The sequence below is a fragment of the Kaistella yananensis genome (assembly GCF_026107505.2).
GTDB lineage: Bacteria > Bacteroidota > Bacteroidia > Flavobacteriales > Weeksellaceae > Kaistella > Kaistella yananensis.
Map to the genome: position 1 here is coordinate 38,472 of NZ_JAPCHZ010000001.1, position 26,172 is coordinate 64,643.

At 39.8% G+C, this 26,172-nt stretch carries 20 protein-coding genes and 1 tRNA gene; 6 read left to right on the top strand and 15 right to left on the bottom strand.

All coding sequences use genetic code 11. The annotated features are described in order from the left end of the window. Positions 1-78 precede the first annotated feature (78 nt). From OK344_RS00190 to OK344_RS00200, 3 genes are all read right to left on the bottom strand, one after another. On the bottom strand, positions 79-1,098 hold the full coding sequence (locus tag OK344_RS00190; RefSeq protein WP_265142898.1) for a sugar phosphate nucleotidyltransferase: 1,020 nt from the start codon (positions 1,096-1,098) through the stop codon (positions 79-81). Positions 1,099-1,163: 65 nt separating this feature from the next. Further along, a complete protein-coding gene (gene dut, locus OK344_RS00195; protein WP_265142899.1) occupies positions 1,164-1,595 on the bottom strand; it encodes a dUTP diphosphatase in 432 nt (143 codons plus the stop codon). Between the two features lie 7 nt (positions 1,596-1,602). After that, entirely contained in the window at positions 1,603-3,060 is a 1,458-nt protein-coding gene (locus tag OK344_RS00200; RefSeq protein ID WP_265142900.1) for a lipopolysaccharide biosynthesis protein, read from the bottom strand. A 140-nt stretch (positions 3,061-3,200) separates the two neighbouring features. On the opposite strand from OK344_RS00200, the gene OK344_RS00205 reads away from it, so the two are divergent. Beyond that, complete coding sequence (locus OK344_RS00205) at positions 3,201-4,538, top strand: dihydroorotase (protein ID WP_265142901.1); 1,338 nt, start codon at positions 3,201-3,203, stop codon at positions 4,536-4,538. A 143-nt stretch (positions 4,539-4,681) separates the two neighbouring features. Continuing rightward, entirely contained in the window at positions 4,682-5,563 is an 882-nt protein-coding gene (locus OK344_RS00210; protein ID WP_265142903.1) for an SDR family oxidoreductase, read from the top strand. 93 nt (positions 5,564-5,656) lie between these two features. Here OK344_RS00210 and OK344_RS00215 read toward each other — a convergent pair. Beyond that, positions 5,657-5,727 (bottom strand) — tRNA-Gln (locus tag OK344_RS00215). A gap of 149 nt (positions 5,728-5,876) precedes the next feature. Between OK344_RS00215 and recA the strand changes: the two genes are divergently transcribed. Both recA and htpG read left to right on the top strand, forming a co-directional pair. Beyond that, positions 5,877-6,878 (top strand): recombinase RecA, encoded by a 1,002-nt coding sequence (gene recA, locus OK344_RS00220; RefSeq protein WP_088468150.1) that lies wholly within the window; start codon positions 5,877-5,879, stop codon positions 6,876-6,878. A 141-nt stretch (positions 6,879-7,019) separates the two neighbouring features. Continuing rightward, complete coding sequence (gene htpG / locus OK344_RS00225; RefSeq protein WP_265142904.1) at positions 7,020-8,915, top strand: molecular chaperone HtpG; 1,896 nt, start codon at positions 7,020-7,022, stop codon at positions 8,913-8,915. Positions 8,916-9,093: 178 nt separating this feature from the next. On the opposite strand, the gene OK344_RS00230 is transcribed toward htpG, so the two are convergent. The 9 genes from OK344_RS00230 to OK344_RS00270 all read right to left on the bottom strand — a co-directional run bounded on the left by OK344_RS00230 (position 9,094) and on the right by OK344_RS00270 (position 20,446). Further along, on the bottom strand, positions 9,094-9,399 hold the full coding sequence (locus OK344_RS00230; RefSeq protein ID WP_265142905.1) for an MGMT family protein: 306 nt from the start codon (positions 9,397-9,399) through the stop codon (positions 9,094-9,096). A 14-nt stretch (positions 9,400-9,413) separates the two neighbouring features. Further along, complete coding sequence (locus OK344_RS00235; RefSeq protein WP_265142906.1) at positions 9,414-10,682, bottom strand: S-adenosylmethionine:tRNA ribosyltransferase-isomerase; 1,269 nt, start codon at positions 10,680-10,682, stop codon at positions 9,414-9,416. 89 nt (positions 10,683-10,771) lie between these two features. Next, on the bottom strand, positions 10,772-11,746 hold the full coding sequence (locus tag OK344_RS00240; protein ID WP_218248468.1) for a deoxyhypusine synthase family protein: 975 nt from the start codon (positions 11,744-11,746) through the stop codon (positions 10,772-10,774). A gap of 157 nt (positions 11,747-11,903) precedes the next feature. Beyond that, positions 11,904-12,284 carry a GreA/GreB family elongation factor gene (locus OK344_RS00245; protein ID WP_088468680.1) on the bottom strand — a complete coding sequence of 127 codons (381 nt, stop codon included), beginning with the start codon at positions 12,282-12,284 and terminating at the stop codon, positions 11,904-11,906. Between the two features lie 334 nt (positions 12,285-12,618). Continuing rightward, positions 12,619-13,011, bottom strand: a complete 393-nt coding sequence (gene arfB / locus OK344_RS00250) for an alternative ribosome rescue aminoacyl-tRNA hydrolase ArfB (protein ID WP_265142907.1) — start codon at positions 13,009-13,011, stop codon at positions 12,619-12,621. A gap of 10 nt (positions 13,012-13,021) precedes the next feature. Then, positions 13,022-14,065, bottom strand: a complete 1,044-nt coding sequence (locus tag OK344_RS00255; RefSeq protein ID WP_265142908.1) for an AMP-binding protein — start codon at positions 14,063-14,065, stop codon at positions 13,022-13,024. After that, the gene (gene argS, locus OK344_RS00260; RefSeq protein WP_265142909.1) at positions 14,065-15,843 is read right to left on the bottom strand and encodes an arginine--tRNA ligase; all 1,779 of its coding nucleotides are present in this window, start codon (positions 15,841-15,843) and stop codon (positions 14,065-14,067) included. Before argS ends, OK344_RS00255 begins: the two co-directional genes overlap by 1 nt. 80 nt (positions 15,844-15,923) lie before the next feature. Next, positions 15,924-17,522 (bottom strand): SusD/RagB family nutrient-binding outer membrane lipoprotein, encoded by a 1,599-nt coding sequence (locus tag OK344_RS00265; protein WP_265142910.1) that lies wholly within the window; start codon positions 17,520-17,522, stop codon positions 15,924-15,926. A gap of 8 nt (positions 17,523-17,530) precedes the next feature. After that, the gene (locus OK344_RS00270) at positions 17,531-20,446 is read right to left on the bottom strand and encodes a SusC/RagA family TonB-linked outer membrane protein (RefSeq protein WP_265142911.1); all 2,916 of its coding nucleotides are present in this window, start codon (positions 20,444-20,446) and stop codon (positions 17,531-17,533) included. Positions 20,447-20,892: 446 nt separating this feature from the next. Between OK344_RS00270 and rnhB the strand changes: the two genes are divergently transcribed. Then, positions 20,893-21,504 carry a ribonuclease HII gene (gene rnhB / locus OK344_RS00275; protein ID WP_265142912.1) on the top strand — a complete coding sequence of 204 codons (612 nt, stop codon included), beginning with the start codon at positions 20,893-20,895 and terminating at the stop codon, positions 21,502-21,504. Between the two features lie 267 nt (positions 21,505-21,771). On the opposite strand, the gene yidC is transcribed toward rnhB, so the two are convergent. Both yidC and pyrG read right to left on the bottom strand, forming a co-directional pair. Further along, entirely contained in the window at positions 21,772-23,586 is a 1,815-nt protein-coding gene (yidC, locus tag OK344_RS00280; protein ID WP_265142913.1) for a membrane protein insertase YidC, read from the bottom strand. 162 nt (positions 23,587-23,748) lie between these two features. After that, on the bottom strand, positions 23,749-25,356 hold the full coding sequence (pyrG, locus tag OK344_RS00285; protein WP_265142914.1) for a CTP synthase: 1,608 nt from the start codon (positions 25,354-25,356) through the stop codon (positions 23,749-23,751). A gap of 240 nt (positions 25,357-25,596) precedes the next feature. Here pyrG and OK344_RS00290 point away from each other — a divergent pair, with 240 nt between their 5' ends. Next, entirely contained in the window at positions 25,597-26,124 is a 528-nt protein-coding gene (locus OK344_RS00290; RefSeq protein ID WP_265142915.1) for a YceI family protein, read from the top strand. The last annotated feature ends 48 nt before the right edge of the window (positions 26,125-26,172 follow it).

A 26,172-nucleotide genomic window follows, 5' to 3' on the forward strand; every position in this document is an offset into this window, starting at 1 on the left:
GAAAAAAGTTTGCAATATTAACGCCAAACCACACAAATTGTTTTTGTGTGGTTTGGTAAAAGTTTATTTATAAAGTTATCAGCTTTTCGAAAGAAAATCCAGAACGGAATAATCTCCCAAAGAAATTTCGCGCGCAACCCCGAAATACTGTGCAGAATTACCGATCATCGAGTTGCTTAAATTGCCGTGATCAATTAATGTATTTTCCTGAATAAGGGAATTATCAATGTTTGAATTGATGATTTTGGTATTGTTTCCGAGAGATACACAAGGGCCAATCTTGGAGTTGGAAATTTCTACATTTTCACCAATAAAACATGGTGGAATGATAAGGCAATTGGAAATCTTTGCAGATGCAGGATAGTTTGCTACGTTCTCTTTTTCGTAGTTCAAAACCTTGCCGTTTGTTTCTACTGTTGCGTTTTTGTTTCCGCAATCCATCCAGTCATCCACTTTGCCGAGGGAGAATTTGGCGCCTTTCTGGCGAAGATTTTCCAGTGCGGTGGTCAGTTGGTATTCTCCGCCCTGTTTAATGTCGTTGCTCATGATATAATTAATCTCATCCATGAGTTTTTCTGCAGAATTGAAATAATAAATTCCGATAATGGCAAGATCAGAAACAAAGGTTTTAGGTTTTTCTACAAAATCGGTAATAAAACCGTAATCGTCGAGTTTTACGACACCAAATGCGGAAGGATCCTCCACTTTTTTAACCCAGATCACCCCATCTGAATTTTTGTCGAGTACAAAATCTGCCTTAAAAAGGGTATCGGCAAAAGCCACTACTACATCGCCCTGCATTGATGCTTCTGCGCATTTAATCGCGTGTGCGGTTCCGAGAGGTTCATCCTGAGTATAAACGCTTCCCTTAGCTCCAAGTCTTTCTGCAATCTGAATTAAAGACGCTTCAACTTCAGGGCCGAAATCACCGATAATAAAGGCAATCTCATCAATTTTTTCTCCTGCAACTTTCGCAATATCTTCTACGAGTCTCTGAACTATTGGTTTTCCGGCAATCGGAATTAAAGGTTTGGGAACCGTTAATGTGTGTGGTCTTAACCGGGAACCTCTTCCCGCCATCGGAACGATTATTTTCATAATTTGTTTATTTTTTTAAGCTGTTTAATGTTTGCAACAGCATTTTTTATTTTTAGAATAGAAATTTATTTAGAAGTACTTCCGAAACCGCCTTCGCCACGATCTGTCTCGCTGAGTTTGTCAACTTCATCCCAAATTGCGGTTTCGTGTTTTGCAATTACCATTTGTGCAATCCTGTCGCCGTCGTTTACTGTAAATGATTCTGCGGATAAATTTACTAAAATTACCCCTATTTCTCCGCGATAATCCGCATCGATTGTACCCGGAGTATTCAGAACAGTGATTCCGTTTTTTATAGCCAGTCCGCTTCTTGGGCGTACCTGCGCTTCATAACCCTGTGGAAGTTCCATCAGCAGACCCGTTGCTATCAATTTTCGTTCCAGCGGCTTCAGTGTTACAGGCGCATCCAGGTTTGCGTAGAGATCCATTCCTGCAGAAAGTGCAGTTTGGTATTTCGGTAAAGCGTGTTTTGAGCGGTTAATGATTTTAATTTTCATGAAATCTTTATCTTTTAATTTTATTCAGCAGGTTTTGCGGAATTAATTTTTGGGTTTTAATTAAAATGATGGCTAAAACTAAAAAGATTAGATTGCCCAGCCAAATATTATGTTTGAAATTTTGATAATATGCCAGAGAAACAATGATGGTTATAGTAATAACAATAATATTGCTGTAAAGGTTATACGGAATTGGGTGTTTTTTCTGCCCCCATAAATAAGAGACGATCATCATGACGAAATACGATGCAATTGTTGCCCAGGCAGATGCCCAGTAACCGTATTTCGGAATAAAATAAAAATTAATCGCAATGGTAACCGCAGCACCGATAAACGAGATGTAACTGCCAACAATTGTTCTGTCGGAAAGTTTATACCAAACTGAAAGGTTGAGGTAAATTCCTAAAAACAGATTTGCAAAAAACAAAATCGGGAGAATCTGTATTCCCTCGTAATATTCTGGATTCCTGAGATAGAATTTAGAAATCCAATCCAGGTTTACGCACAAGAAAAGAATGATCATACAGTTTACTGCTATAAAAACATCCATTAGTTTTGCATACGTTTTTCCGGCATTTTCACTTTTAGAATGGCTGAAAAAAAACGGTTCGATTCCCAATACATAGGCCTGCCTGAAAAGCACCACAAAGGTTACGATCTTGGCAACCGCGCCATAAACACCCAACTGGTGACGCCCGATTTCTTCAGGAAGCAGAAATTTCAGGAACTGCCGGTCCATGGTTTCGTTAATGATTCCGGCCAAACCTGCAATCATGATGGGCCACGAATATTTAATCATCCTACGCCAGAGTTCCCACGAAAAATATTTCAGTTTTGCGATGAAAATATCCTTAAACAGAAGAAGGAAAGTGGCACCACTGGCAACAAGATTGGCAACAAAAACATAGCCTATTCCGAATTCCGGATTGTATTTCAAGCCCAGGACTCCTTGCGGAACACGTGGTAAAACCTGAAGAAAGAAGATAACGAGCAAAAAGTTGATAATACCGTTTGCGATTTTTATTGTGGCATATTTTACCGGTCTTTCATTTTTTCTGAGCATCACGAAAGGCATTGCAGAGAAAGCATCAAGCGAGAGAATAACGACTAAAATCGTCAGTAAATCGACCTGAGTCGGTGTTTTGAACGCGACAGCAAGTTCTCTATTGAAACTCAGAGAAAATATTAAAAACAGCAACGTAGCGGCTGCTACACTGAAAAATGCAGTAGAAATCAGCTTCTTATCATCCTTTTCATCAATCGCAAAACGGAAGAAAGTTGTTTCCATGCCGTGCGTCAACAGAACAGCGATAACACCGGCAACAGAATAGAAATCTGCGAACGGCGCGTAAGCTTCAGGTCCAAAAGCATTGGTAATATAAGGATTTATGATAAACGGGAACAGGCGGATGATTACCGTGGTAAGTCCATAAAGCGCAGTTTGTCCCAGCAGTTTTTTGTACAAAATTCAGATATTTCTGCAAATGTATCGTTTTAATTAAAATCAAAAAAATCTCACCGTAAAACTTATCTGTTTTGAAATCCGGATACTTTTTCGGAATGAAATCGCTAAATTTACAGTGAAATAAAACTGAATAAAAATAAATGAGAACGCTCATAAAAAACGCTGAAATAGTTAACGAGAATCAAGTATTTAAGGGCGATTTGCTCATAGAAAACGATTTCATTTCAAAAATTGGAAATAATATTTCTGCAGGAAATGTAGATCGGGTTATTGATGCCGAAGGAAAATATCTTTTACCTGGTGTTATCGATGATCAGGTACATTTCCGCGAACCGGGTTTAACCTGGAAGGGTGATATCGAAAGTGAATCCCGCGCCGCGGTTGCCGGTGGAGTTACCAGTTTCATGGAGCAGCCGAATACGGTGCCCAATGCCGTAACCCAGGAACTTCTGGAAGAAAAATACAGGATTGCCGCCGAAAAATCATTTGCGAATTATTCCTTCATGATGGGCGGAACCAATGATAATCTGGAAGAAATTCTGAAAACAAATCCGCGGAATGTGGCTGGGATCAAACTGTTTCTCGGCTCTTCTACCGGAAATATGCTTGTTGATAATCCTGAAACTCTTAAAGAAATCTTCAGTAAAACGAAAATGCTCATCGCTGTTCATTGTGAAGACGAAGCAACCATCAGAACCAACACTGAGAAATATAAAAAAGAATATGGAGACCATATTCCAATGAAGTTCCATCACTTGATTCGCAGTAAGGAAGCCTGTTATATCTCCTCTTCAAAAGCGGTGGAACTGGCTGAGAAAACCGGAGCTCGACTTCACATTTTTCATGTTTCTACGGCAAAAGAGACCGCTCTATTTCGAAATGACATTCCTCTGAAGGATAAGAAGATTACCAGCGAAGTATGTGTGCATCACCTCACTTTTACCGATGCTGATTACGAAACAAAAGGAACGCTGATAAAATGGAATCCGGCTGTAAAGACTCAAAAAGATAAGGATGGCTTGTGGGAAGCTTTGTTGGACGACAGAATAGATGTTATTGCTACAGATCACGCGCCACATACCTGGGAAGAAAAACAGCATGTTTACACTAAAGCGCCTTCAGGCGGACCGCTTGTTCAGCATTCTTTGCTTATTATGCTTGAAAATTTCAGAAACGGTAAGATTTCTCTCGAGAAAATTGTAGAAAAGATGTGTCATAATCCGGCAATACTGTTTCAGATTGAAAAGCGCGGGTTTATCCGTGAAGGTTATAAAGCGGATTTGGTTCTGGTTGATTTAAAAGAAAATTTCACAGTTTCCAAGGAAAACATTCTTTACAAATGTGGTTGGAGTCCATTGGAAGGGACAGAATTTCATTCCAAAGTCACCCATACGTTCGTAAACGGGCATCTTGTTTTCGAAAACGGAAAGGTTTCTGAAGGAAAATTTGGTGAAAGGTTACTTTTTCATCGGGATTAATAATTTTCATGCTATTAAACCGGATGATCGGTTCTCTGAAAATATATTTTTATACCGGTTTCGCGCAACAATCCATTATTTTCTGCATAACGAATCTTTATATCCACAGATAATTTTCCATAAATTTACAAAAAACCAAGAATATGAATCTTTATACACAACCCATGCTCAAGGAAGGAGCGCTGAAAGATAAAGTTGCCATTGTAACCGGCGGAGGAAGCGGATTGGGAAAAGCCATGACCAAATATTTTCTCGAACTGGGCGCCAAAGTGGTCATCACGTCCAGAAATCTGGAAAAACTCCAGACAACCGCCACGGAACTTGAAGAACAAACCGGAGGTAAAGTGCTTTGTGTTGCATGTGATGTGAGAAACTGGGACGATGTGGAAGCCATGAAAGACGCTGCGATAAAAGAATTTGGGCAGATTGATATTCTTCTCAACAATGCTGCAGGAAATTTTATTTCTCCCACAGAAAGACTCACACATTCTGCATTCGATTCCATTCTTGATATTGTTTTAAAAGGAACAAAAAACTGTACGCTTTCCATCGGAAAATACTGGATCGAAAATAAGATTCCCGGAACTGTACTGAATATTGTAACGACCTATTCCTGGACGGGCTCTGCGTATGTTGTGCCATCTGCATGTGCAAAGGCTGGTGTTTTAGCCATGACAAGAAGCCTTGCGGTAGAATGGGCGAAATATGGCATCCGTTTCAATGCCATTGCACCGGGACCATTCCCGACAAAAGGCGCTTGGGACAGGTTGCTGCCGGGAGATTTGCAGGAAAAATTCGACATGCGTAAAAAAGTCCCACTGAGAAGAGTTGGCGAACATCAGGAACTGGCCAATCTTGCGGCGTATCTTGTTTCAGATTATTCTGCCTACATGAATGGGGAAGTAGTAACAATCGATGGTGGCGAGTGGCTTCAGGGAGCCGGCGAATTCAATATGCTCGAAGAAATTCCACAGGAAATGTGGGATATGCTTGAAGCGATGATTAAAGCGAAAAAATCAAATTAAGTCAAATAAAAAACTCAGGATTTTGATTCTGAGTTTTTTTAGCTTAGTACATGAAAAAACGCCCTGAAAATCAGAGCGTTAATTATCAAAATGTAGACCCACAGGGATTCGAACCCCGACAGGCGGTACCAAAAACCGAAGTGCTACCGTTACACCATGGGTCTGTCTTTATTTTGGTGGTGCAAATCTAAAAAATATTTTCTTATCGAACAAAACTTTTTTAAAAATAATTTAAAAAAAAATTAACATTTCATTTTTTCAGTGTCTTTTATAAAATTTTATTTCCGTACTTTTGAACAAATAATTTTTACAAATGAGCAGTACTGACGATAAGAAAAAAGCACTCGCGCTGGTGCTTGACAAACTAGATAAAACCTACGGAAAAGGCACCGTAATGACTTTGGGAGATGATTCTGTAGATACTTCCATTGAAGTTATTCCTTCCGGATCTCTCGGGCTCGACCTCGCTTTAGGAGTTGGCGGATACCCTAAAGGAAGAGTGATTGAAATCTACGGTCCGGAATCTTCGGGAAAAACAACTTTAACCCTGCACGCTATTGCAGAAGCTCAGAAGATGGGCGGAATTGCAGCATTTATTGATGCTGAGCACGCATTCGACAGGCATTATGCTTCCAAATTAGGAATTAATCTTGATGACTTAATCATTTCACAGCCGGATAATGGTGAGCAGGCTTTGGAAATTGCCGATAACCTGATCCGTTCGGGTGCGATTGATATCGTGGTGATCGACTCTGTTGCGGCTTTAACTCCAAAAGCGGAGATCGAAGGGGAAATGGGAGATTCCAAAATGGGGCTTCATGCAAGACTGATGTCTCAGGCACTCAGAAAACTTACTGCTACAATTTCGAAAACTAAATGTACCGTAATTTTCATTAACCAGTTGAGAGAAAAAATAGGGGTGATGTTCGGAAATCCGGAAACTACAACCGGTGGTAATGCCCTGAAATTTTACGCTTCGGTGAGAATTGATATCAGAAAGGCAAGTGCACCAATCAAAACCGGTGACGAAGCTGTAGGAAGCCGTGTAAAAGTGAAAATCGTAAAAAATAAAGTAGCTCCTCCGTTTAAAATGGCTGAATTCGACATTATGTACGGTGAAGGCGTATCGAAAGTAGGCGAAATTCTGGATATGGCGGTAGAAACCGGAGTTGTGAAGAAAAGCGGATCATGGTTCAGCTACGAAGAAACCAAACTCGGACAAGGCCGCGATGCGGTGCGCGATATGTTGAAAGACAATCCGGAACTTGCAGAAGAACTGGAAGCAAAAATTAAAGATAATTTACGAGAAAAATAATTCGAAAGGAAAATTATTATCACAAAAGACAGCGATATGCTGTCTTTTTTTGTTGCAATCTGAAAGAAAATGACATTTTGACACTTTCCCCGCGATGGTACTTTTTTTGAAAAAATCTGTTCAAATTAAATTTCAAAAATTATGACTAAAGGAAATATCAATGTCTCAGTGGAAAATATTTTCCCGCTCATTAAAAAATTTCTCTACAGCGACCACGAAATCTTCCTTCGCGAACTGATTTCTAATGCAACAGACGCCACTTTGAAATTAAAACATCTTACCAATGTGGGCGAAGCAAATGTGGCTTACGGAAATCCACAGATTGAGGTTAAAGTCGATAAAGAAAACAAAAAACTTCACATCATCGATCAGGGACTTGGGATGACAGGCGAGGAGGTTGAGAAATACATCAACCAGGTAGCCTTTTCCGGCGCTGAAGAATTCCTCGAAAAATATAAAGACAGTGCAAAAGATGCAGGTATTATCGGCCATTTCGGGCTTGGATTTTATTCTGCATTCATGGTTGCAGAGAAAGTGGAGATTTTAACAAAATCTTATAAAGAAGGCGAATCTGCAGTGCGCTGGATCTGCGACGGCAGCCCGGAGTTTACTTTGGAAGAAACTACAGATAAAACCGACAGAGGAACTGAGATTATCCTTCATATCGCTGAAGATTCTACAGAGTTTCTGGAAGAATCGAGAATCCGTGAACTGTTGTTAAAGTACAACAAATTCATGCCTGTGCCGATTAAATTCGGAACCAGAACCGAGACGTTACCTTTGCCGGAAGATGCTCCAGAAGATGCAAAACCGGAAACCAAAGAAGTTGATAACATCATCAACAATCCAACTCCCGCGTGGACGAAAGCTCCGGCTGATTTAAAAGATGAGGATTACCTGAATTTCTATAGAGAACTGTACCCAATGCAGTTTGAAGATCCTTTGTTCCACATTCATTTGAATGTTGATTATCCGTTCAATTTAACGGGTGTGCTCTTCTTTCCGAAACTGGGTAACAACCTGAACATCGAAAAAGATAAAATTCAGTTGTACCAGAATCAGGTTTTTGTTACCGATGAGGTGAAGGGAATTGTTCCGGACTTCCTGATGTTGCTGAGAGGCGTAATCGATTCTCCGGATATTCCGCTGAACGTGTCGCGTTCATATCTTCAGGCCGACGGTGCGGTGAAGAAAATTTCTTCTTACATCACCAAAAAAGTGGCCGATAAAATGGCGGCGCTGATGAATGAAAACCGAGAAGATTACGAGAAAAAGTGGAATGACATTAAAATCGTAATTGAATACGGAATGATCTCTGAAGAGAAATTCTATGATAAATCCGACAAATTTGCGCTTTATCCGAACGTTGATGGAAAATACTTCCTTTGGAATGAACTTGAAGAGAAAATTAAAGCGAACCAGACTGACAAAGACGGTAATCTTGTGATTCTTTATGCAAGCAATGAACATGATCAGCACAGTTATATTCAGGCAGCGCAGGATAAAGGCTACGAAGTTTTATTGCTCGATTCGCCCATCGTGCCGCATTTGATTCAGAAACTTGAAGCTTCGAAAGAGAAAATTCAGTTTGCAAGGGTAGATGCAGATCACATCAACAATCTTATTAAAAAAGATGAGCCTGCGATCTCCAAATTGAATGATACCGAAAAGGAAACCTTGAAAAAAAGCGTGGAAGAAGGTATTGCTGATACCAAATTCACCGTGCAGCTCGAGGATCTGGAAAGTACCGATGCGCCGTTCATCATCACCCAGCCGGAGTTTATCCGAAGAATGAAAGACATGCAGGCAACAGGCGGTGGCGGAATGTTCGGAATGGGCAACTTCCCGGAAATGTATAATCTGGTAGTGAATACCAACAGCGACCTTGCCGGCAAAATTCTTTCCACAGATAGTGCCGAAGAGAAGACTTCACACATTAAGCAAGCCTTAGATTTGGCGAAACTGTCGCAGAATCTTCTGAAAGGTAAGGAGCTTACCGAATTCATCCAACGAAGCTATCAGCAGCTTGGGAAATAATTCGTGAAGAGTTTAAATAATTAATAATAGCAATCCCGTTTCATTTATTTGAAGCGGGATTTTTATGAGTCATCGGTACGGAAAATGGTTGCGCAAGCGTTAGAAATGGTTCCGCAAATATCAGAAACGATTCCGCAAACGCCTGTAGGGACCAAATTTGTGCAAGACCAACTTTTTGTTAAAGTTCGTGCAATGGAATCCAGAAGACTTTTTTAAAGTCTTTGATTTTATTTCCCTGAACTTTCACGCCTTCCCGTGCCAGTCTTTCGGTGAATAAATCCAGGCAGCTCGCAGTGATGTGTCCGGAAGAATTGCAGACCCGGTGAGCCGGGAAATCTTCCTCGTATTTCCGCAGTGCATTCCCCACGTGTCTAGCGTGGTTCGGGTAACCAACCGCTTTTGCAATGGCACCGTAGCTGGTAACTCTGCCTTTTGGTATCAATTTAATGATTTCAAAAACCTGTTTTTTAAACTGCGGGTCCATGATCAAACTTTATATTAAGAGTATTTATTTCTTGGCAAAAGCAAACTTCCGTCACCGTAGCTTAGAAAGCGGTAGTTATTTTCTAAAGCATGGGTGTAAATTTCTTTCCAGTTATTTCCAATTAAGGCAGAAACCAACAAAAGCAGCGTAGATTGCGGCTGATGAAAATTCGTTATCAGCCCGTTTACGATTTTGAAGGAATAACCCGGCGCGATGATGATTTCGGTTTCGATTGATAAATGATTTTGCCCGGTGCTTTTAATCCAGTTTAAAAGTGCGTTGATGGCCTCTTCAGCGGTTGCCAAAACTTCGGTTTCGTAGGGAAGCCATTGGGTGATTTTCAGGTCTTCGTAGGTGATTTCTGGGTTTTGAAGAATTTTGTTGCCCATCCAGTAGATACTTTCCAACGTACGGGTAGAAGTGGTGCCGACGGTGATGATGGGGCGCCCGATTTTGCTTTTTAAATCTTCAAGAAAATCTGTGGTAATGTTGAGGTATTCGGCGTGCATGATGTGATCTTCCATCTTTTCAGATTTCACAGGCTTAAAAGTACCTGCACCAACATGCAAAGTTGTGAATAGTGATGAAATACCTTTCTCCGAAAAATCATTCAGCACGCGTTCCGTAAAGTGCAGGCCGGCTGTGGGCGCCGCTACGGAGCCTTCGTTTTCGGAGTAAACCGTTTGGTAAGCATCTTCGTCTGTTTTTTCTGCAACTCTTTTGATATAGGGAGGCAAAGGCGTAACTCCGGCTGCATCCATAATTTTCCTGAAAGGAATTTCGCCCGGTGACCACGAAAATTTCACTAGGTAAGCATCATCTAATTTGCCGGCAATTTCAGCGGACAGCTTTACCTTAAGTCCTTCCAAATCAATATATTTCGACAGCTCTTTTTCTTTCCATTTGGAAACTTTGCCGATAAAGCAAATCCATGTTACGGAATTTTGTTCCAGGAAATGCTGTTCATAGTCGATGGCTTCGCCGTAGGGTTCCAGACAAAAAATTTCTATGTTTGCTCCGTTTTCGTTCTTAAAGAAGAGTCTGGATTTTACAACCTTGGTATCGTTAAAGACCAAAACAGCGTTTTCGGGAAGATATTCACTGATGTTCTGGTAGATATCTTCGGATATTCTTTCGTCCTTATAGATTAGTAATTTTGATTGATCGCGGGGATTCACTGGGTTGTAAGCAATTTTTTCTGCTGGCAAATCGTAAGTGAAATCTTCGATTTTTAAGTACTTTGGATGCATGCTGCAAATCTCTGAAAATCTATAGTTTTTCACCAGAAAAATTTATTGTTTTTAATGATAATTACTGCGAAAAAAAACTCCTGCAATTTTTTGCAGGAGTTTTATTAATCTGTTTTTGGATTTTAAGAATTCTCTAAAATATAAGTGAACATGAGTGGTGCACAAATGGTAGCATCACTTTCAACGATATATTTCGGTGTATCGATATCGAGTTTACCCCAGGTAATTTTTTCGTTCGGCACTGCTCCTGAATAAGAACCGTAAGACGTTGTAGAATCGGAAATCTGGCAGAAGTATGCCCAGAAAGGCACATCTTCCCACTCCAGATCCTGGTACATCATCGGTACTACGCAGATTGGGAAATCCCCAGCGATTCCACCACCGATCTGGAAAAAGCCAACGCCTTTTCCACCTGAATTTGCACGGTACCATTCGGTAAGATAAATCATGTATTCAATACCCGATTTTACGGTATGAACGTTCAGTTTACCTTTAATTACGTTTGAAGTAAAGATATTTCCGGTCGTGGAATCTTCCCAACCCGGGCAAACAATTGGCAGGTTTTTTTCCGCTGCAGCTACAATCCACGAATCTTTAGGATCAATTTCATAATATTGCTCCAGAACTCCGGAATTTACTACCTGATAAAGGAATTCGTGCGGGAAATAACGCTCGCCTTTTTCTTCAGCGGCGTGCCAAACGTCTTCCAAATGCGTCTGCAAACGGCGGAACGCTTCTTCTTCAGGAATACAGGTGTCGGTTACCCGGTTAAAATGCTGATCAAGAAGTTCTCTTTCCTGTTCGGGCGTTAAATCTCTGTAGTTAGGAACTCTTTTGTAGTGAGAGTGCGCAACAAGATTCATTACATCCTCTTCCAGGTTAGCACCGGTACACGAAATAATATCAACTTTATCCTGACGGATCATCTCGGCCAAAATTTTGCCCAGCTCTGCGGTTGACATTGCACCAGCCAAGGTAATCATCATTTTTCCGCCGTCTTTTAAATGCGCTACATAGCCTTTGGAAGCATCAACCAAAGCGGCTGCATTAAAATGCAGATAATATTTTTCTAAAAATTCTGTAATCGGTTTATTCATTTCTTTAATTGTTTTTGCAAAGATAATATTTTAGGACTGAACTTATTTTGAAATAGCTATTTTAAACTTATTCGACCTCCTTTGTTTGAAAAGAAAAAAGTACAGCGGGCAAAGGCTGTACTTTTATGTAAATCATGGTAAAGGTTGGGATTGTAAATTAGCCTTCCCAGTTTTCAACTTTCAGAATTTCAATTCTTCTTTCGCCGTCTTTAAAAGGATATTCTACGATATCACCCACTTTATATCCCATTGTCGCCAGAGCCATGTCGGAAAGAATAGAGTGTTTGTTTTTTTTCGGTCTTGCCTGTGCAACTCCTACAAAGATATATTCTTCTTCTTTGTTTAAAGTATGGTCTTTTACCGTTACTTTTCGGTCTACCGTTACTACATCTTCCGGAAGTTCTCTTCTTCTTACCTGCACGGCATTCCTAAGTTCCGAGGTAAGTCTTACTTCTTCATTTGGGGTTACTTTTTTTCTTCTGAGGTGATCTTTAATCGCATCGTATATTCCTGTTGTTAAGATAATGTTCTGTGTCATTTTTTTTTATATTTTTTTGAATTGGATGACGTGTTTAATACAATCCAATGCAGGCCGAAAATATCAGGAGATATTCTGCCTGTGAAAACACATCAAAAATTAATAGTAAAAATGCTGAAATGCCCTGTCTTGGATCTGACAGGGATTAATTGATGAAATCTTTGGAACTTTTCAAGAACGGATCAGTATGCAAATAAAGCAAGGACAGCAAAAGTCTGGATATTCCGGTTTCGGATAAAAAGAATGATGTGACCATGTATTTATAAATTGATTTTTACAAATTTAAGAAATAAGTATTTACTAAACAACTGTTTAGCATAAATTAACGTTTTGCCTAAAACCGGAATTTGCGGTTTTCCTTTTTTTCTGAAAGTTGTTTCTTTGTCTGAATTCTCTTTTCGACCTGTCGTTTTGAAGGCTTGGTAGGTTTACGGATTTTTGGTTTTATAAGTGCTTTATTTACAAGCTCTATAACCTTTTCTGTGGCAATTTTTTTGTTCTGAAGCTGCGTTCTGCTTTCGGATACCGTGAGTTGTAAGATGCCTTCCAGATTAATTCTGTTCTTCAGCTTTTGCGAAATAAGTTCAATTTCTTCAGCAGAAAAATGCGCAGTTTCTGAGGGGTTCCACATCACCGTAACCGCGGTCTCCACTTTATTCACGTTCTGTCCGCCTGCGCCGCTGCTGCGGGAGGTTTTATAGGTGAGTTCCTTTGTGAAGTTTTTCATGAGGGAGAAATTATTGCAGCAAATGTAGCAATTCTTTGCGGTTCAGCTTACCGTTTGGAATTCGAGGGAATACCGGAATAAAATGAATGGTTTTCGGAAGATGGTTTTTAGAAAATGTTTTTTCGGTTTCTTTCAGCGCTTCATCGAGCTGCGATGTAAGATCTTTAGTTTGCTTACCTTCAATGACCAAAACCAATTTCTGTCCCAGTTTTTCATCATTTACTCCTAAAAATGCAACTTCCCGGGCGATATATCTGTGCAGCAGGCTTTCAAGTTCTTCCAGATGAATCTTCAGTCCGCCGGAATTGATGACATTATCAATCCGTCCCAGAAATTTAAAGTGCCTGTCGTCTTTAAGTTCGACCAAATCATTGGTCTGCAGAATTTCCGGATGAAGTGCCGGTGCTGAAATCTTTAAACATCTACGTTCGTCCAAAGCAATTTCGATTCCTTTGAAAACCGAAAAATATTCTTCAGAAACTGGGTAAATCTGTTTTAAACCAATGTGGGAAAGCGTTTCGCTCATGCCGTAAGTTTCGTAAACCGTAGTTTCGGTATTTTTGTCTTTCAGACTTTGGGAGATTTTATTTTTTAAACTTTGAGAAACCTGAGCGCCGCCAATGATCAGGTTTTTAATGAAATGTATTTTGTGTAAAGAGTTTTCAACCTGCAAAGGTGACATTGCACAGAAGTCAATAGTGACATCCAGGTTTTGTACAGGTTTTGCCGCTGGGGTTGCAACAGATAGTTTCAGTTTTCTTTCCAGCGCGCGTACGACCATCATTTTGCCCGAAATATATTCTACCGGCAGGCAGAGTAGGGCAGCGTCTCCTTCTTTAAGGTTCAGAAAGTTACAGGTCATTCTGGCGGAATTCAGCATTTTGCTTTTTTCAATCTCAAAAACCTTGGGAATTCCTGTAGAACCGGAAGTCTGAACCGGAACTTTGGTTGAATCCGACTGCCATTCCTTCAAAAAGGAAATCACTTTTTCCTCAAATTCAGTTTGGGGAGAAAGTGATTCCGGATTTATATTTTCAGTAAAATCGATGATCATTACATTCTGTCGACAGTTCCGATTCCGAGAAGTGCGAGTCCTTTTTTAATGGTTTTTCCGGTTAAAGCTGAAAGTTCAAGGCGGAACTGCTTCGCAACAGCATCGTCCTGTTTTAGAATCGGATTGTTCTGATAAAAAGAGTTGTAAGATTTTACCAGTTCGTAGATGTAATTGGCAACCAACGCCGGCGAGAGTGTTTCCGCAGCTTTAGAAACTACCTCTTTGAAGTTGAAGATGTTCATAATCAAATCCTTTTCAGAATCATTGATTTCATAATCTGAAATCTGTTGCTCCTGATAATCTGCCTTAGCGAGCAGCGACTGGATTCTTGCGTAAGTGTACTGAATAAAAGGCCCGGTATTACCGTTGAAATCTATACTTTCTTTTGGATTGAAAAGCATTTTTTTCTTCGGATCTACTTTCAGCATGAAGTATTTCAGTGCGCCTAAACCAACGGTTTCGTAGGATTTTTCTTTCTCTTCTTCCGTAAGGTTTTCGAGTTTTCCAAGTTCTTCAGCTTTTTCTTTGGCGGTATCTACCATTTCCTGCATCAGATCATCAGCATCAACTACGGTACCTTCCCGGGATTTCATTTTTCCTTCCGGAAGTTCTACCATTCCGTAAGAAAGGTGGTAAAGGTTTTCAGCCCAGCTATAGCCCAATTTCTTCAGGATTTTGAACAGCACATCGAAATGATAATCCTGCTCGTTTCCTACGGTATAGATAAGTTTCTGGATATTATTTTCTTTGAAACGCTGAACTGCTGTACCCAAATCCTGGGTCATATACACCGAAGTTCCGTCGGACCGCAGTAATAATTTATGATCAAGACCTTCGTCGGTTAAATCACACCAAATGGAGCCATCATCTTTTCGGTACAGGACACCTTTCAGCAAACCTTCCTGGATGAGGTCTTTCCCTAACAGATACGTGTTGCTCTCGTATTGAACCTGGTCAAAATCGACGCCCAGTCTTTTATAGGTCTGCCCAAAACCTTCGTAAACCCAGGTATTCATTTCGCTCCAGAGATTTCGTACCTCTTCGTTGCCTTTTTCCCAGTCTAAAAGCATTTTCTGAGCTTCTAAGATAATCGGTGCCTGTTTCTTTGCGGCATCTTCGTCGTAACCCTGTGTAACGAGTTCAGCAATTTCTTTTTTATAATTTTTATCAAATTCTACATAATAGTTCCCGACAAATTTATCGCCCTTAGTGGCGGTAGATTCCGGCGTTTCTCCATTGCCGTATTTCTTCCACGCGAGCATCGATTTGCAGATGTGGATTCCGCGGTCGTTGATGATTTGGGTTTTGATCACATCGTAACCGTCTTCTTTAAGGATTTGTGCGACAGAATATCCTAATAAATTGTTTCGGATGTGGCCTAAGTGAAGTGGTTTGTTGGTATTGGGAGAAGAATATTCCACCATGACGGTTTCGTTCTTTGGAGCTACTTGATCGAAGTTTTCTTTGGTAGATTTAAAATTCTCTAAAAAGAAACTTTTCTTAATGGTAAGATTTAGGAAACCTTTGACCACATTGTAGCTTTCCACAAGATCGGATTGCGTGGAAAGAGCATCACCCAGTTCCATTGCGATGAGATCCGGACTTTTCTTTAAAACCTTCACGAGAGGGAAGGTCACGATTGTAAAGTCGCCTTCAAACTCCGATTTGTTTTGCTGCACTTCAAGCTTGATGGAATTCGGATGATTCACATCATCAATCTGAAAAACCGATTGAATAACCTCCGCGATTTTATCTTCAATGATATCTTTAATATACATGTTACAATTTTGAATGACAAATATACGGAAATAAAAAAACCACTCCGAAGAGTGGTATATGAATTATAAACTAAGTTTAATTAGTTTTTATCCCAGATCAGTTTGGTTGTCATTTTATCACCTCCAATTGCAGTTTGTGCAGCTGCGTAATTTTCTGGATTTAAAGTTCCCAAATTAATAGGATAGGTAACTCTTGCAGGTATATCCGTAAGTCCAGATACTAGACTGACGAACGTATATGTCATGTTACCGCTTTCATCTGGTACTAAATAGTTGTTAGTTTGACCTGGTTTAAGTAGAAATGCTGGGTAACCTGTTCTTCTATATTCTGACCAAGCTTCCATTGGTTGAGTGTATAAAGCAATCCATTTTTGACTGATTACATTTTCAGCAGACGCTGGCGGAACAGTTAAAAGATATGTTGCAATGTCTGACGTTGAAACACCCCAGTTTTCCATAGAGGCTTTAATACCATTCAGGTAATTGGTTTGGTTCCAATTGTTTGCTTCACTCAAAAGGAATTCCACCTCCGCATATTCCATAAATGTAAGGCTAGCATCTGCTCTCAATACAGCATTTGAAAAATTAGACGTTCTGTTGTTTTCAATCTGTTTTGGAGCTTCAGGATTTGTAACACCATAAGGCATCCCAACGTAGTCATTTAGATTTGAAGATGGTGTATATGAGTTGTTTGCTACAGCACTTATACTTGTTCCTTTAGGCGCAATCATTTTCTGAAGTCTAGGGTCAACACCGAAAGGACCTTTTTCACCTTTCAATGCTTTTACGAAAGTATCAGCTGGCTGGAAGTCTAATCTAGCATTCACCACGAAACCTACATAGAACGGAGCAGCGAAAGTAGCCACAGTCTGATAAGTTAATTTTGCATTGTCTGCATTACTTGTCATCACACCAGCTGCTATGGCTTCATTGATATGCGTTTGAGCGGATGGAATTACTCCTTTAACTCTAGTCGCGATTCTTAACCTCAATGAGTTTGCGAATTTTTTCCATCTGGTAGAGTTACCATTAAATACTCTGTCCCCAGCTGCATAAGTTCCTGTAAATACCGGCTGAGCAGTATTAATCATTTCAGACGCACCCTTTAACTCATTCAAAAGGTCTGTGTAAATTTTGACTTGTGAAGCAAATTTAGGATTCGGATATTTTAATACATCTAATGCTTGGAAATCTGCATCTTTATTACCATAAGAGTAGTAAGGAACGTCTCCATAGGTATCTGCTAACTGAGAGAATATGTAAGATAACATAATTCGACTCATTGCAATCTGATTCGTATTTGATCCATAAGCACTTGCGGCGGAGGCTGTTTCAGGGTTAGAGTTCATATCCTGAATTAATTTAATGTCACGCGCTACCAAGTAGTAATCTCGATATAAAGCCTGGTTTACGTTTTCTCTGAATCTGTAACGATCTTCGTCGGTGTAATTAACCTGCGCTGAGTGTTGTACCCAAGGAAGAAACATTCTTCCTGAAGAGAATACTCCTCTAGTAGCATCCATCAATTCTTTTGTTGCAGAATTTAAAATTGCAGATGGTGGGGCTGTAAGCGGGTTATTTGGGCTGGTATTAATTTCGTCAAAATTTTGTCGGCAGCTTGTAAGTGTCATAAAACTTGCAGACGAAAATAGCAATATGCTATATATTATTTTTTTCATAATTCTAATTAAAATTTAAATTGAACATTTAATCCGTAGGATCTTGTTGAAGGAGCAGAGCCTCCTTCAAGTCCCTGTATATTTCCAGAAGAATAAGAAGCAGCTTCTGGATCAAATCCTTTCCAAGCTAGTCCCCAAGTTGCTAAATTACGACCAAATGCCGAAACTGTAATTCCCTGGAAAGGGCCGGTGAAGGTTTTTGGTAAAGCATAAGAAAGGGTAACTTCTCTTAGCTTCCAATAACTAGCATCGAATACGTTCATTGCGGTCACAGTGCCATAGTGTGATTCACCCCATTCCTGTGCACTGATGGAAACGTTATTTGGTGTACCGTTTTGAGTAACACCTTGAAGAATAATTCCATTTTCGCGGACTCCGTTAGCAGCAGTTTCTTCCAGCATACCTGAATACATTCCAAACATGTGAGAGATCGAGTAGTAACTGCCACCTTTCTGTCTGTCAATTAGAGCAGATAAGGTAAGAGATTTATATTTTAACGTATTTCTTAGACCCGTATTGTATTCTGGAATAATTGATCCTAAAGATTTTACTTCTGAAGGAACATAGAATCCATCTTCATCGATAACCTTGTTACCAGCTGCGTCATAAGTGTAATCTGAGCCATATATCTGGCCATAGGTTTCGCCTACCACCGCTTGAATGGTTGCTAAGCCAAACGGCGCGGCACCAACCTGAAGAATTTTATTATCTCCTGATAATGATAAGAGTTTGTTATTGTTTTTGGCAAAATTCCAGGCAATATCCCAAGAGAAATCGTCAGTTCTGATTGGAGTTAAATTTACGATAGCTTCAATGCCCTTATTCTGCATACTCCCGGCATTTCTGTAGATTGAAGTATTCCCTGTCCCGGGATCTACCTGTACTGGAGTTAATAATGCATCAGTTACTGAATCATAATACGTCACGTCAAAACCGAACCTTCTTTTAAAGAAGCTCATTTCTAATCCAACCTCTTTAATCGTTCTTTGTTCAGGAATCAGTTCTGGGTTGTTTTGGGTGTCAGGATAAGAAAATCTTGGGTAATAGAAAGGCTGTCTTGTATCTAGATAAGTATCTAATTGATATGGTCCTGTATCATTTGCTGTTTTAGACCAACCAGCTCTTAACTTACCGTAGGATAACCAATCAGCTTTTAATACATCAGAAAATACAAAACTTGTTGTTATTGAAGGGTAGTTATCCCCCTTTGATACAGTACTATAATCATCCCTTCTTAAAGTTGCGTCAACAAAAAAGAAGTTACGATAACCTAACGATACAGACCCAAACAAGGAGTTTACTCTTCTTCTGTCTTCATAATTGGTTACAGTGGAGGGAGAAGATCCGTTTCCTAGGTTATAAAGGTTAGGTACAACCAGACCTCCAACAGTTTGACCTGACATTGCAGAATATTTGTTTTCTCTTCTGTTAGCACCTACAAATGAATTTAGAGTGAAATCTTCTAGGAATTTTGTATCATAATGCAATCTTGTTTCATAGTTAAATTCCGTAAAGTTTCTCTGCACGATTTGGTAAGATGACTGCGCCTGTGAACCAATTGCCACTCTCTGCTGTACTTGTAAAGCGTAAGTGTCACCATATACATTTCCTGTCGCATATAGGTTTTTAGTAATGTTGTAAGTTAAACCTACATTACCAAAAAATCGATTTCTCCTGTCATCCGACGTATTTTCGTATACAGTCCAATATGGGTTATCAGAATAAGCAGGGGTTGGGTTGGTAGCAGAAGTTCTATTCCATGTTCTCTGTCTGCCGTTTGGCATCTTATAGTCTCTTAAAGCAGCCATATCGAGCTGCCTTTGACCCCACTGGAAAAACTTTTGAAAAACAGAGTTATCACCATATCCTTGCTCAGGTCTGTTAAATCCATTGGTAATTACATAGTTAAATGTACCGTTCATCTTTAGATCATCGGTCAATTTACTGTCCATGTTAAAACCTAATGAAGAACGCTCCAGCTTAGAATTAGGAACAATACCCTCGGTCTTAACATTTGCGAAAGACACCCGAACATTAGTGTTTTCAAAAGATTTTGCTAGCGATAGTGCGTTATTATAAGTAACACCCATTCTGAAGAAATCCTCTACATCATGCTGTGGTGCCACCCAAGGAATTTCTTTTAAATAATCATTGGCAAATTCTGGATCAAAAGCATTCCAAGGTAAGTATAATAAACTTGGATTGTATTTTGGCCCCCAGGATTCGTCAACATTATATCTTGCCACGTTGTAGCTTTTTCCGTTAATGGTAACCTTAGGTAACGTAGCGCCTACACCTCCACCGTATTCATTTTGTAACCGAATCATCTGATTAATTGACTCCATGGTCAAACCAGTGTTGAGAGTAATTTCGGTTTTGCCGGATTTCGCTTTTTTGGTAGTGTACATAATTACACCGTTCGAAGCTCTTGAGCCATAAAGAGCAGAAGCGGGACCACCCTTAAGAACTGTAACTGACTCAATGTCGTCCGGGTTAATATCGGCAGAGGCATTGCCGTAGTCTCTACCACCGCCGCCGTTTACTGTGTTAGCCCCGTTATAGTTCGAGTTATCTAAAGGAATCCCATCAATAACAATCAAAGGGTTGTTATTTCCTACTACAGAGTTAATACCTCTAATGGTAATTTTGGTAGAGCCGCCCATTGCAGTAGGAGCTGTAACCTGTACCCCCGCTACGTTTCCGGACAATGCACTTACAGCATTCGTTTGGCGGGAATCCGTCAATAAACTTCCGCTAACTTCTTGAGCTTGGTAACCCAACGCTTTTTTCTCTCTTTTAATACCTAAAGCCGTTACTACAACGCCTTCGATATCCTGCGTTCTGGCAGTGTCAACCTGTGCATTTACCAAAGCAAATGAGGAGGTTAAAACTACAGCTACAACGCTTGTTGTTAGTTTCTTCATATCAAATTAAATTTTTTCATTGGGACAAAAGTGCAAAACTTTCACAATATGACCAAATATTTTGTTAATTAATTCTTAATAATCTAATAAATATCTTGCGTTGCTGTATTTAATGTAACAATTATTACAAATGTGTGAATTTATCAAAATGTGCATCATTTTTACGATAAATATCATGCGGATTTAAGTGAAATAGTAAATTATGATCGTTTATAGCAATCTTTTTATATTAACTATGCAATGAAAATTAAGTTAATTTACGTTAATCTTATAGAACTTTTAAGTTTTTTACAGTTAAACTGGTTTGTGTGAAATGTGTTTAAAAAGCAAATTTTCGAACTGTAGAATCCCTTAATTGTCCCTCCACGGCGAAAAATTTAGTTAGTTTTTACGTAATAATTGTAATTTTACAAACGATTATTGAGTATAAATTTTGTTCGTTTTATATGGATTTGCTTAAAAAATGGTCAGAACATTATATAGAAGCAGGCTGTGATGAAGTCGGCAGAGGCTGCCTGTGCGGTCCTGTGGTGGCTGCGAGTGTTATTATTCACGAGAATTTTACACATACTTTGGTTAATGATTCGAAAAAACTAACCTTCAGGACACGGATGGAGTTGGATTCCTACATCAAAGATCATGTGGTGGAATATTCGATCGCCGAAGTTTCCCCGGAAGTAATTGATGTTCACAATATCTTAAATGCAAGTATCATGGCAATGCATCATGCGCTTGATCAACTCAAAACCCGCCCGGAACTTATCCTGGTTGATGGAAACAGATTTCATCCCTATCAATCTATTCCACACGAATGTATTGTAAAAGGAGATGCCAAACTGCTCTCGATTGCATGCGCATCAATTCTGGCAAAAAATTACAGAGACAAGCTGATGATCGCGCTTCACAAAGAGTTTCCGGAATATGGCTGGGCTACCAATATGGGTTATGCTACAAAGCAGCATCAGGAAGCTTTGAACAAATACGGTCCCACCATCCATCATCGAAGATCATTCCGACTGGATTACAGGGTTTGCGGTGAGCATTCTTACGCGGGCTAAGTCCAAAACATTTAGTTGATTCTGCGGGTATATTCATTTAGTCAGCCTACACTAAGCTACCATCTAAATCAATTATAAGTTCATTATAACTCCACTATGACTCAATGTTTTATTAGTGTTATATTGGACTTATATTGGACTTATATTGGACTTACGTAAAAGAAAACCTGAAGCTTTTGAGGGTGAATGATGAATGACCTTAAAATATGGCTATAAAAAAAAGCGGAAAATCAATTCCGCTTTTTTGTCTTGTATAATAAGATAATCTTATTTCTTTTTCTTAGCCTGTTGCTGTTGGGCTTTTTGCTGTTCCTGCGCCTGTTCCATCATTTCGCGCATTCTTTTCTGGAACTTACCTTCTTTTTTAGGTTCCTTCTGCTTGTTGGCCTGTATCTGTGCATGGATTTTCTTTTCATCCAGAATCCAGTATTTAATGACAAGGATGATTAAGATGTTAATGGCATTCGATACAAAATAATACCATGAAAGTCCGGATGCTGAAGTGTTCAGGAAGAAAAGGAAGGTAATCGGGAAGATGTACATCAGCACTTTCATATTCGGCATTCCTTCCTGCTGTGGCTGCTGAATGTTTCCGGAAGTCATTACCGTATAAATCAAAATTACCACCGTACACGCAATTGCGAAAATACTTAAATGCTCGCCTAAGAACGGAATATGGAAGGGCAGTTTAATTACATCATCATAAGCCGTTAAATCCTTGGCAAACCAGAAGCTTTTGCCTCTGAGGTCGATCATGTTCGGGAAGAAACGGAAGAGCGCATAGAAAATCGGAATCTGCAGCAAGGCTGGCAAACATCCCGCCATCTGATTTACCCCGGCTTTCCGGTAAACTGCCATCGTTTCCTGTTGTTTTTTTAAAGGATCTGCATCCTTAAATTTTGCGTTTACTTCATCAATTTCCGGACGGATAACACGCATCATCGCGCTCAGTTTGTGCTGTTTGAACATTACCGGCGAAAGAATGATCTTCACAATGATCGTCATTAAGAAAATTACCCAGCCTGCAGCCAGTCCCCAACTGGAGATGAGGTTATACATAGGGATGAAGAACCAGCGGTTCATGCTTCCGATAAATGACCAGCCCAAAGGCAGTAATTCATCGAAGTTCTTGTCATACGATTTTAATAAAGGCAAATCCAAAGGCATAAAGTACCATTTGAAATTTTGATTTAATTCGTTTCCTGCCAAATCAACCTGGCCGTTGAAGTTGAATTTCTTAAGAAACTCACCCTCTTCTACCATTTCCTGAGAACCTTTAGAGTTTTTGAAACCGTGTTGCGGTTCGATCACAGCAGAGAAAAACTGCTGTTTTATGGCAAGCCAGTTCAGGGTTTCATCCGGCTCGTCCATTTCGGTTCTGCCGTCATAATCAAAACTCTTGTAATTGTTAAATGAATAATTGAATTCAGTATGGGTTTGCTCCTGGGCACGGCCTTTTTCTAAACCGCGGGCATTGAAATCCCAAACGAAATCTGCTTTCTGGTCCGCAACCAGTTGATTTAATCCCTGTGTTTTCACATTGAAATCCACAGTATACTTATCAAGAAGGGTATAAATAAACTGAATCACCGCACCGTTTGCATTGGCCTGCATCGTCACGGTGTTGCCACTTTGTGTCGGTGTAAAAATAAGGTCTTTTGTGTTGAAGGTTTTGCCTGTTTTGTCTTTGAACTGAAAACCGTAAGACGAGTTGTTCCTGTCGAATATTAAAAGATCCCTGTCGTTGATGTCGCTTTGCGGGTTATAAGCTTTGTATTCATTAAGCTGTACGGTAGAAATCTGTCCGCCCAAAGTAGAAATTCCCAAGCTCAGTTCCTTGTTTTTCAACTGAACCTGCTGAATGGAGGTGGTTTTCACACTGTCGTTTAAGTTGGTAACAACAGCGGGTTTGGTATTGTTGGCAATCGTGGTTTGGGTGGTTTTTGCCTTGTTTTCGGCATCTAAAAGCTGTTGCTCGGTAGCCTGTTTGTTTTGGAAGTAAAACATCGCTCCAATAAGGATCATGGAAAACAGGGCGAAACTAATCAGTTGATTTTTATCTAAACCGTTATTTTGTTGCATCTTTTTAATTGATTGTTTGGATTATCGGGTTGGAATTTTAACCGTTCTTACCCTTTAATTTTGGCTGACAAAAATACTGATTTTTTTGGCAATGTAGAATTTTTTGTCAACTCATTTAAAAACAAAGAGATAAAAAACATTTTGTCTTTTATCTCTTCGGTTTTATTTTTTGGTTGCTGCCTTTATCAGCGCTTTAAAAAGCGGATGAGGCGATGCTACAGTACTTTTGTATTCCGGGTGATATTGTACACCGATGTAGAACGGATGGTTTTTAAGTTCCAGGGTTTCTACCAAACCGGTTTCAGGGTTCAGTCCGGTCGGGAGAAGGCCGTTCTTTTCGAATTCTTCTTTGTATTCTGAATTGAATTCGTAACGGTGGCGGTGTCTTTCGGAAATATTTTTAGAACCATAGATTTCCAACATTTTGGAATTTGGTTTCAAGGTACATTTCCAGGCGCCCAGTCTCATGGTTCCGCCTTTGTCGACCACATTTTTCTGTTCTTCCATTAAAGAAATCACCGGATCTCCAGTGGAAGTGTCGAATTCCATAGAGTTGGCTTTTTTGTATCCTAAGACATTTCGGGCGAATTCGATGGTCATGATCTGCATTCCGAGACAGATTCCCAGGAGCGGAATATTATTTTCGCGGGCATATCTTGCGGCTGAAATTTTTCCTTCGATTCCTCTGTCGCCAAAACCTGGAGCGATCAGCATACCGTCGATTCCGGATAAAGTTTCTTTTATATTGTCTTCCGTAAGATCGCCACTGTAAACCCAACGGATTTTCACTTCGGTTTCCAGATCAGCACCGGCATGAATAAATGCTTCAGCAATGGATTTATAGGAATCCTGAAGTGAGACATATTTGCCGACAAGCGCGATTTCCACAGATTTTTTAGGATTCTGGTATCTTTTCAGGAAGTTTTTCCAGTCTTTTAAATCAGCTTCTGAATCTGATTTTAAGTCAAGTTCCTTAAGGACGACATCATCAAAATCCTGTTTTTGGAGATGAAGCGGAACTTCGTAAATCGTCTCCATATCTCGGCATTCAATTACATTTGCCAAAGGCACATTACAGAACTGGGCAAGTTTGGCGCGCTGTTCCTTAGGGATTTTGTGCTCAGTCCGGCAAACTAAAACATCTGCCTGAATTCCGCTTTCCATTAACTGTCTTACAGAATGCTGAGATGGTTTTGTTTTCAGTTCCCCGCTTGCTGAAAGGTAAGGCAGCAAAGTAAGGTGAATCACCATAGAATTGTTTTCGCCTAGTTCCCATTTCAGCTGGCGAACCGACTCTATATAAGGAAGCGATTCTATATCGCCTACCGTTCCACCAATTTCGGTGATAATGATATCATAGTTCTGTTTTGCAAGAATTTTAATTCTGCGCTTAATTTCATTGGTAATATGCGGGATGACCTGCACGGTTTTTCCCAGGAAATCTCCTTTTCTTTCCTTCTCAATTACGGTCTGGTAAATTTTACCGGTGGTAACGTTATTGTTTTGGGAGGTGGCGGAATTCAGGAATCTTTCATAATGCCCGAGGTCCAGGTCGGTTTCAGCGCCGTCTTCCGTTACGTAGCATTCGCCGTGTTCGTAGGGATTTAAGGTGCCGGGATCGATGTTGATATAGGGGTCAAGTTTCTGGATGGTGACAATGTAACCGCGGGATTTTAGCAGAAGTCCCAAAGAAGCGGAAACAATTCCTTTTCCCAAAGATGAAGTAACACCTCCTGTAACGAAGATGTATTTCGTGTTCTTTTTACTCATTAGATTAGGTTTGTGCAAAGTTAAGCGAATTTGAAACATGGGACAAATTAATCCTGTCGAAAGTCATGTAAATTAAGGTGGATAATTGAAAAATTTTCAATATGTTGGTCTTCAAATAGTTAAAGATTGATTGGGGTGAGAAATGTCATTTTTAATTACGAAAAAATGCGCTTAACTTTACACTAGAAAATAGGTCCAAGAAACAGAAAACAATTAAATATTAACTTAAATATTAAAGAAATGAAAAACACTCTTAAATCCGTAATGCTCCTGTTCGCTGTTACCTTTTTTAGTTTTGTAAATGCACAAAACATCACAGGTAAATCTACAAAAATCGCTGTTGACGGAACTTCTCCGATGCATGACTGGACGATGACAGCCTCTGCAGCTAACTTCAGCGGTACGGTTAGCGGAAACGCTATTACCAACATAAAATTCAGTATGCCCGCAAAAAACCTGAAAAGTACCAAAGGTAAAATGATGGATAATAAAGCTTACGATGCCCTGAAAGCTGATAAAGCGCCGAACATCAGTTTTACCGCAGCTTCCTTAGCCGTTGGTAAAGGTACTTTAGCTGGTAAACTTAGCATTGCCGGAGTTACCAAAGATGTAAGCTTCCCAGTAAATGTTGTTAAAAACGGCGCATCTTATAATATTACAGGGACTGAAAATCTTAAATTATCTGATTTCGGTATGGCGAGACCTGGATTCATGGGTGTAAAAACCGGTGATGCGATTAAAGTGACTGTGAATATTGTTGCGAACTAATATAAAATATTTTTCATCAGGATAGCCGCTGCGAAGCGGCTGTTTTTT

Coding starts and splice junctions, on each gene's coding strand:
- OK344_RS00190 (WP_265142898.1), bottom strand. CDS start 1,098: ATGAAAATAATCGTTCCGATGGCGGGAAGAGGTTCCCGGTTAAGACCA.
- dut (WP_265142899.1), bottom strand. CDS start 1,595: ATGAAAATTAAAATCATTAACCGCTCAAAACACGCTTTACCGAAATAC.
- OK344_RS00205 (WP_265142901.1), top strand. CDS start 3,201: ATGAGAACGCTCATAAAAAACGCTGAAATAGTTAACGAGAATCAAGTA.
- OK344_RS00210 (WP_265142903.1), top strand. CDS start 4,682: ATGAATCTTTATACACAACCCATGCTCAAGGAAGGAGCGCTGAAAGAT.
- recA (WP_088468150.1), top strand. CDS start 5,877: ATGAGCAGTACTGACGATAAGAAAAAAGCACTCGCGCTGGTGCTTGAC.
- htpG (WP_265142904.1), top strand. CDS start 7,020: ATGACTAAAGGAAATATCAATGTCTCAGTGGAAAATATTTTCCCGCTC.
- OK344_RS00230 (WP_265142905.1), bottom strand. CDS start 9,399: ATGGACCCGCAGTTTAAAAAACAGGTTTTTGAAATCATTAAATTGATA.
- OK344_RS00240 (WP_218248468.1), bottom strand. CDS start 11,746: ATGAATAAACCGATTACAGAATTTTTAGAAAAATATTATCTGCATTTT.
- OK344_RS00245 (WP_088468680.1), bottom strand. CDS start 12,284: ATGACACAGAACATTATCTTAACAACAGGAATATACGATGCGATTAAA.
- arfB (WP_265142907.1), bottom strand. CDS start 13,011: ATGAAAAACTTCACAAAGGAACTCACCTATAAAACCTCCCGCAGCAGC.
- OK344_RS00255 (WP_265142908.1), bottom strand. CDS start 14,065: ATGATCATCGATTTTACTGAAAATATAAATCCGGAATCACTTTCTCCC.
- argS (WP_265142909.1), bottom strand. CDS start 15,843: ATGTATATTAAAGATATCATTGAAGATAAAATCGCGGAGGTTATTCAA.
- OK344_RS00265 (WP_265142910.1), bottom strand. CDS start 17,522: ATGAAAAAAATAATATATAGCATATTGCTATTTTCGTCTGCAAGTTTT.
- OK344_RS00270 (WP_265142911.1), bottom strand. CDS start 20,446: ATGAAGAAACTAACAACAAGCGTTGTAGCTGTAGTTTTAACCTCCTCA.
- rnhB (WP_265142912.1), top strand. CDS start 20,893: ATGGATTTGCTTAAAAAATGGTCAGAACATTATATAGAAGCAGGCTGT.
- yidC (WP_265142913.1), bottom strand. CDS start 23,586: ATGCAACAAAATAACGGTTTAGATAAAAATCAACTGATTAGTTTCGCC.
- pyrG (WP_265142914.1), bottom strand. CDS start 25,356: ATGAGTAAAAAGAACACGAAATACATCTTCGTTACAGGAGGTGTTACT.
- OK344_RS00290 (WP_265142915.1), top strand. CDS start 25,597: ATGAAAAACACTCTTAAATCCGTAATGCTCCTGTTCGCTGTTACCTTT.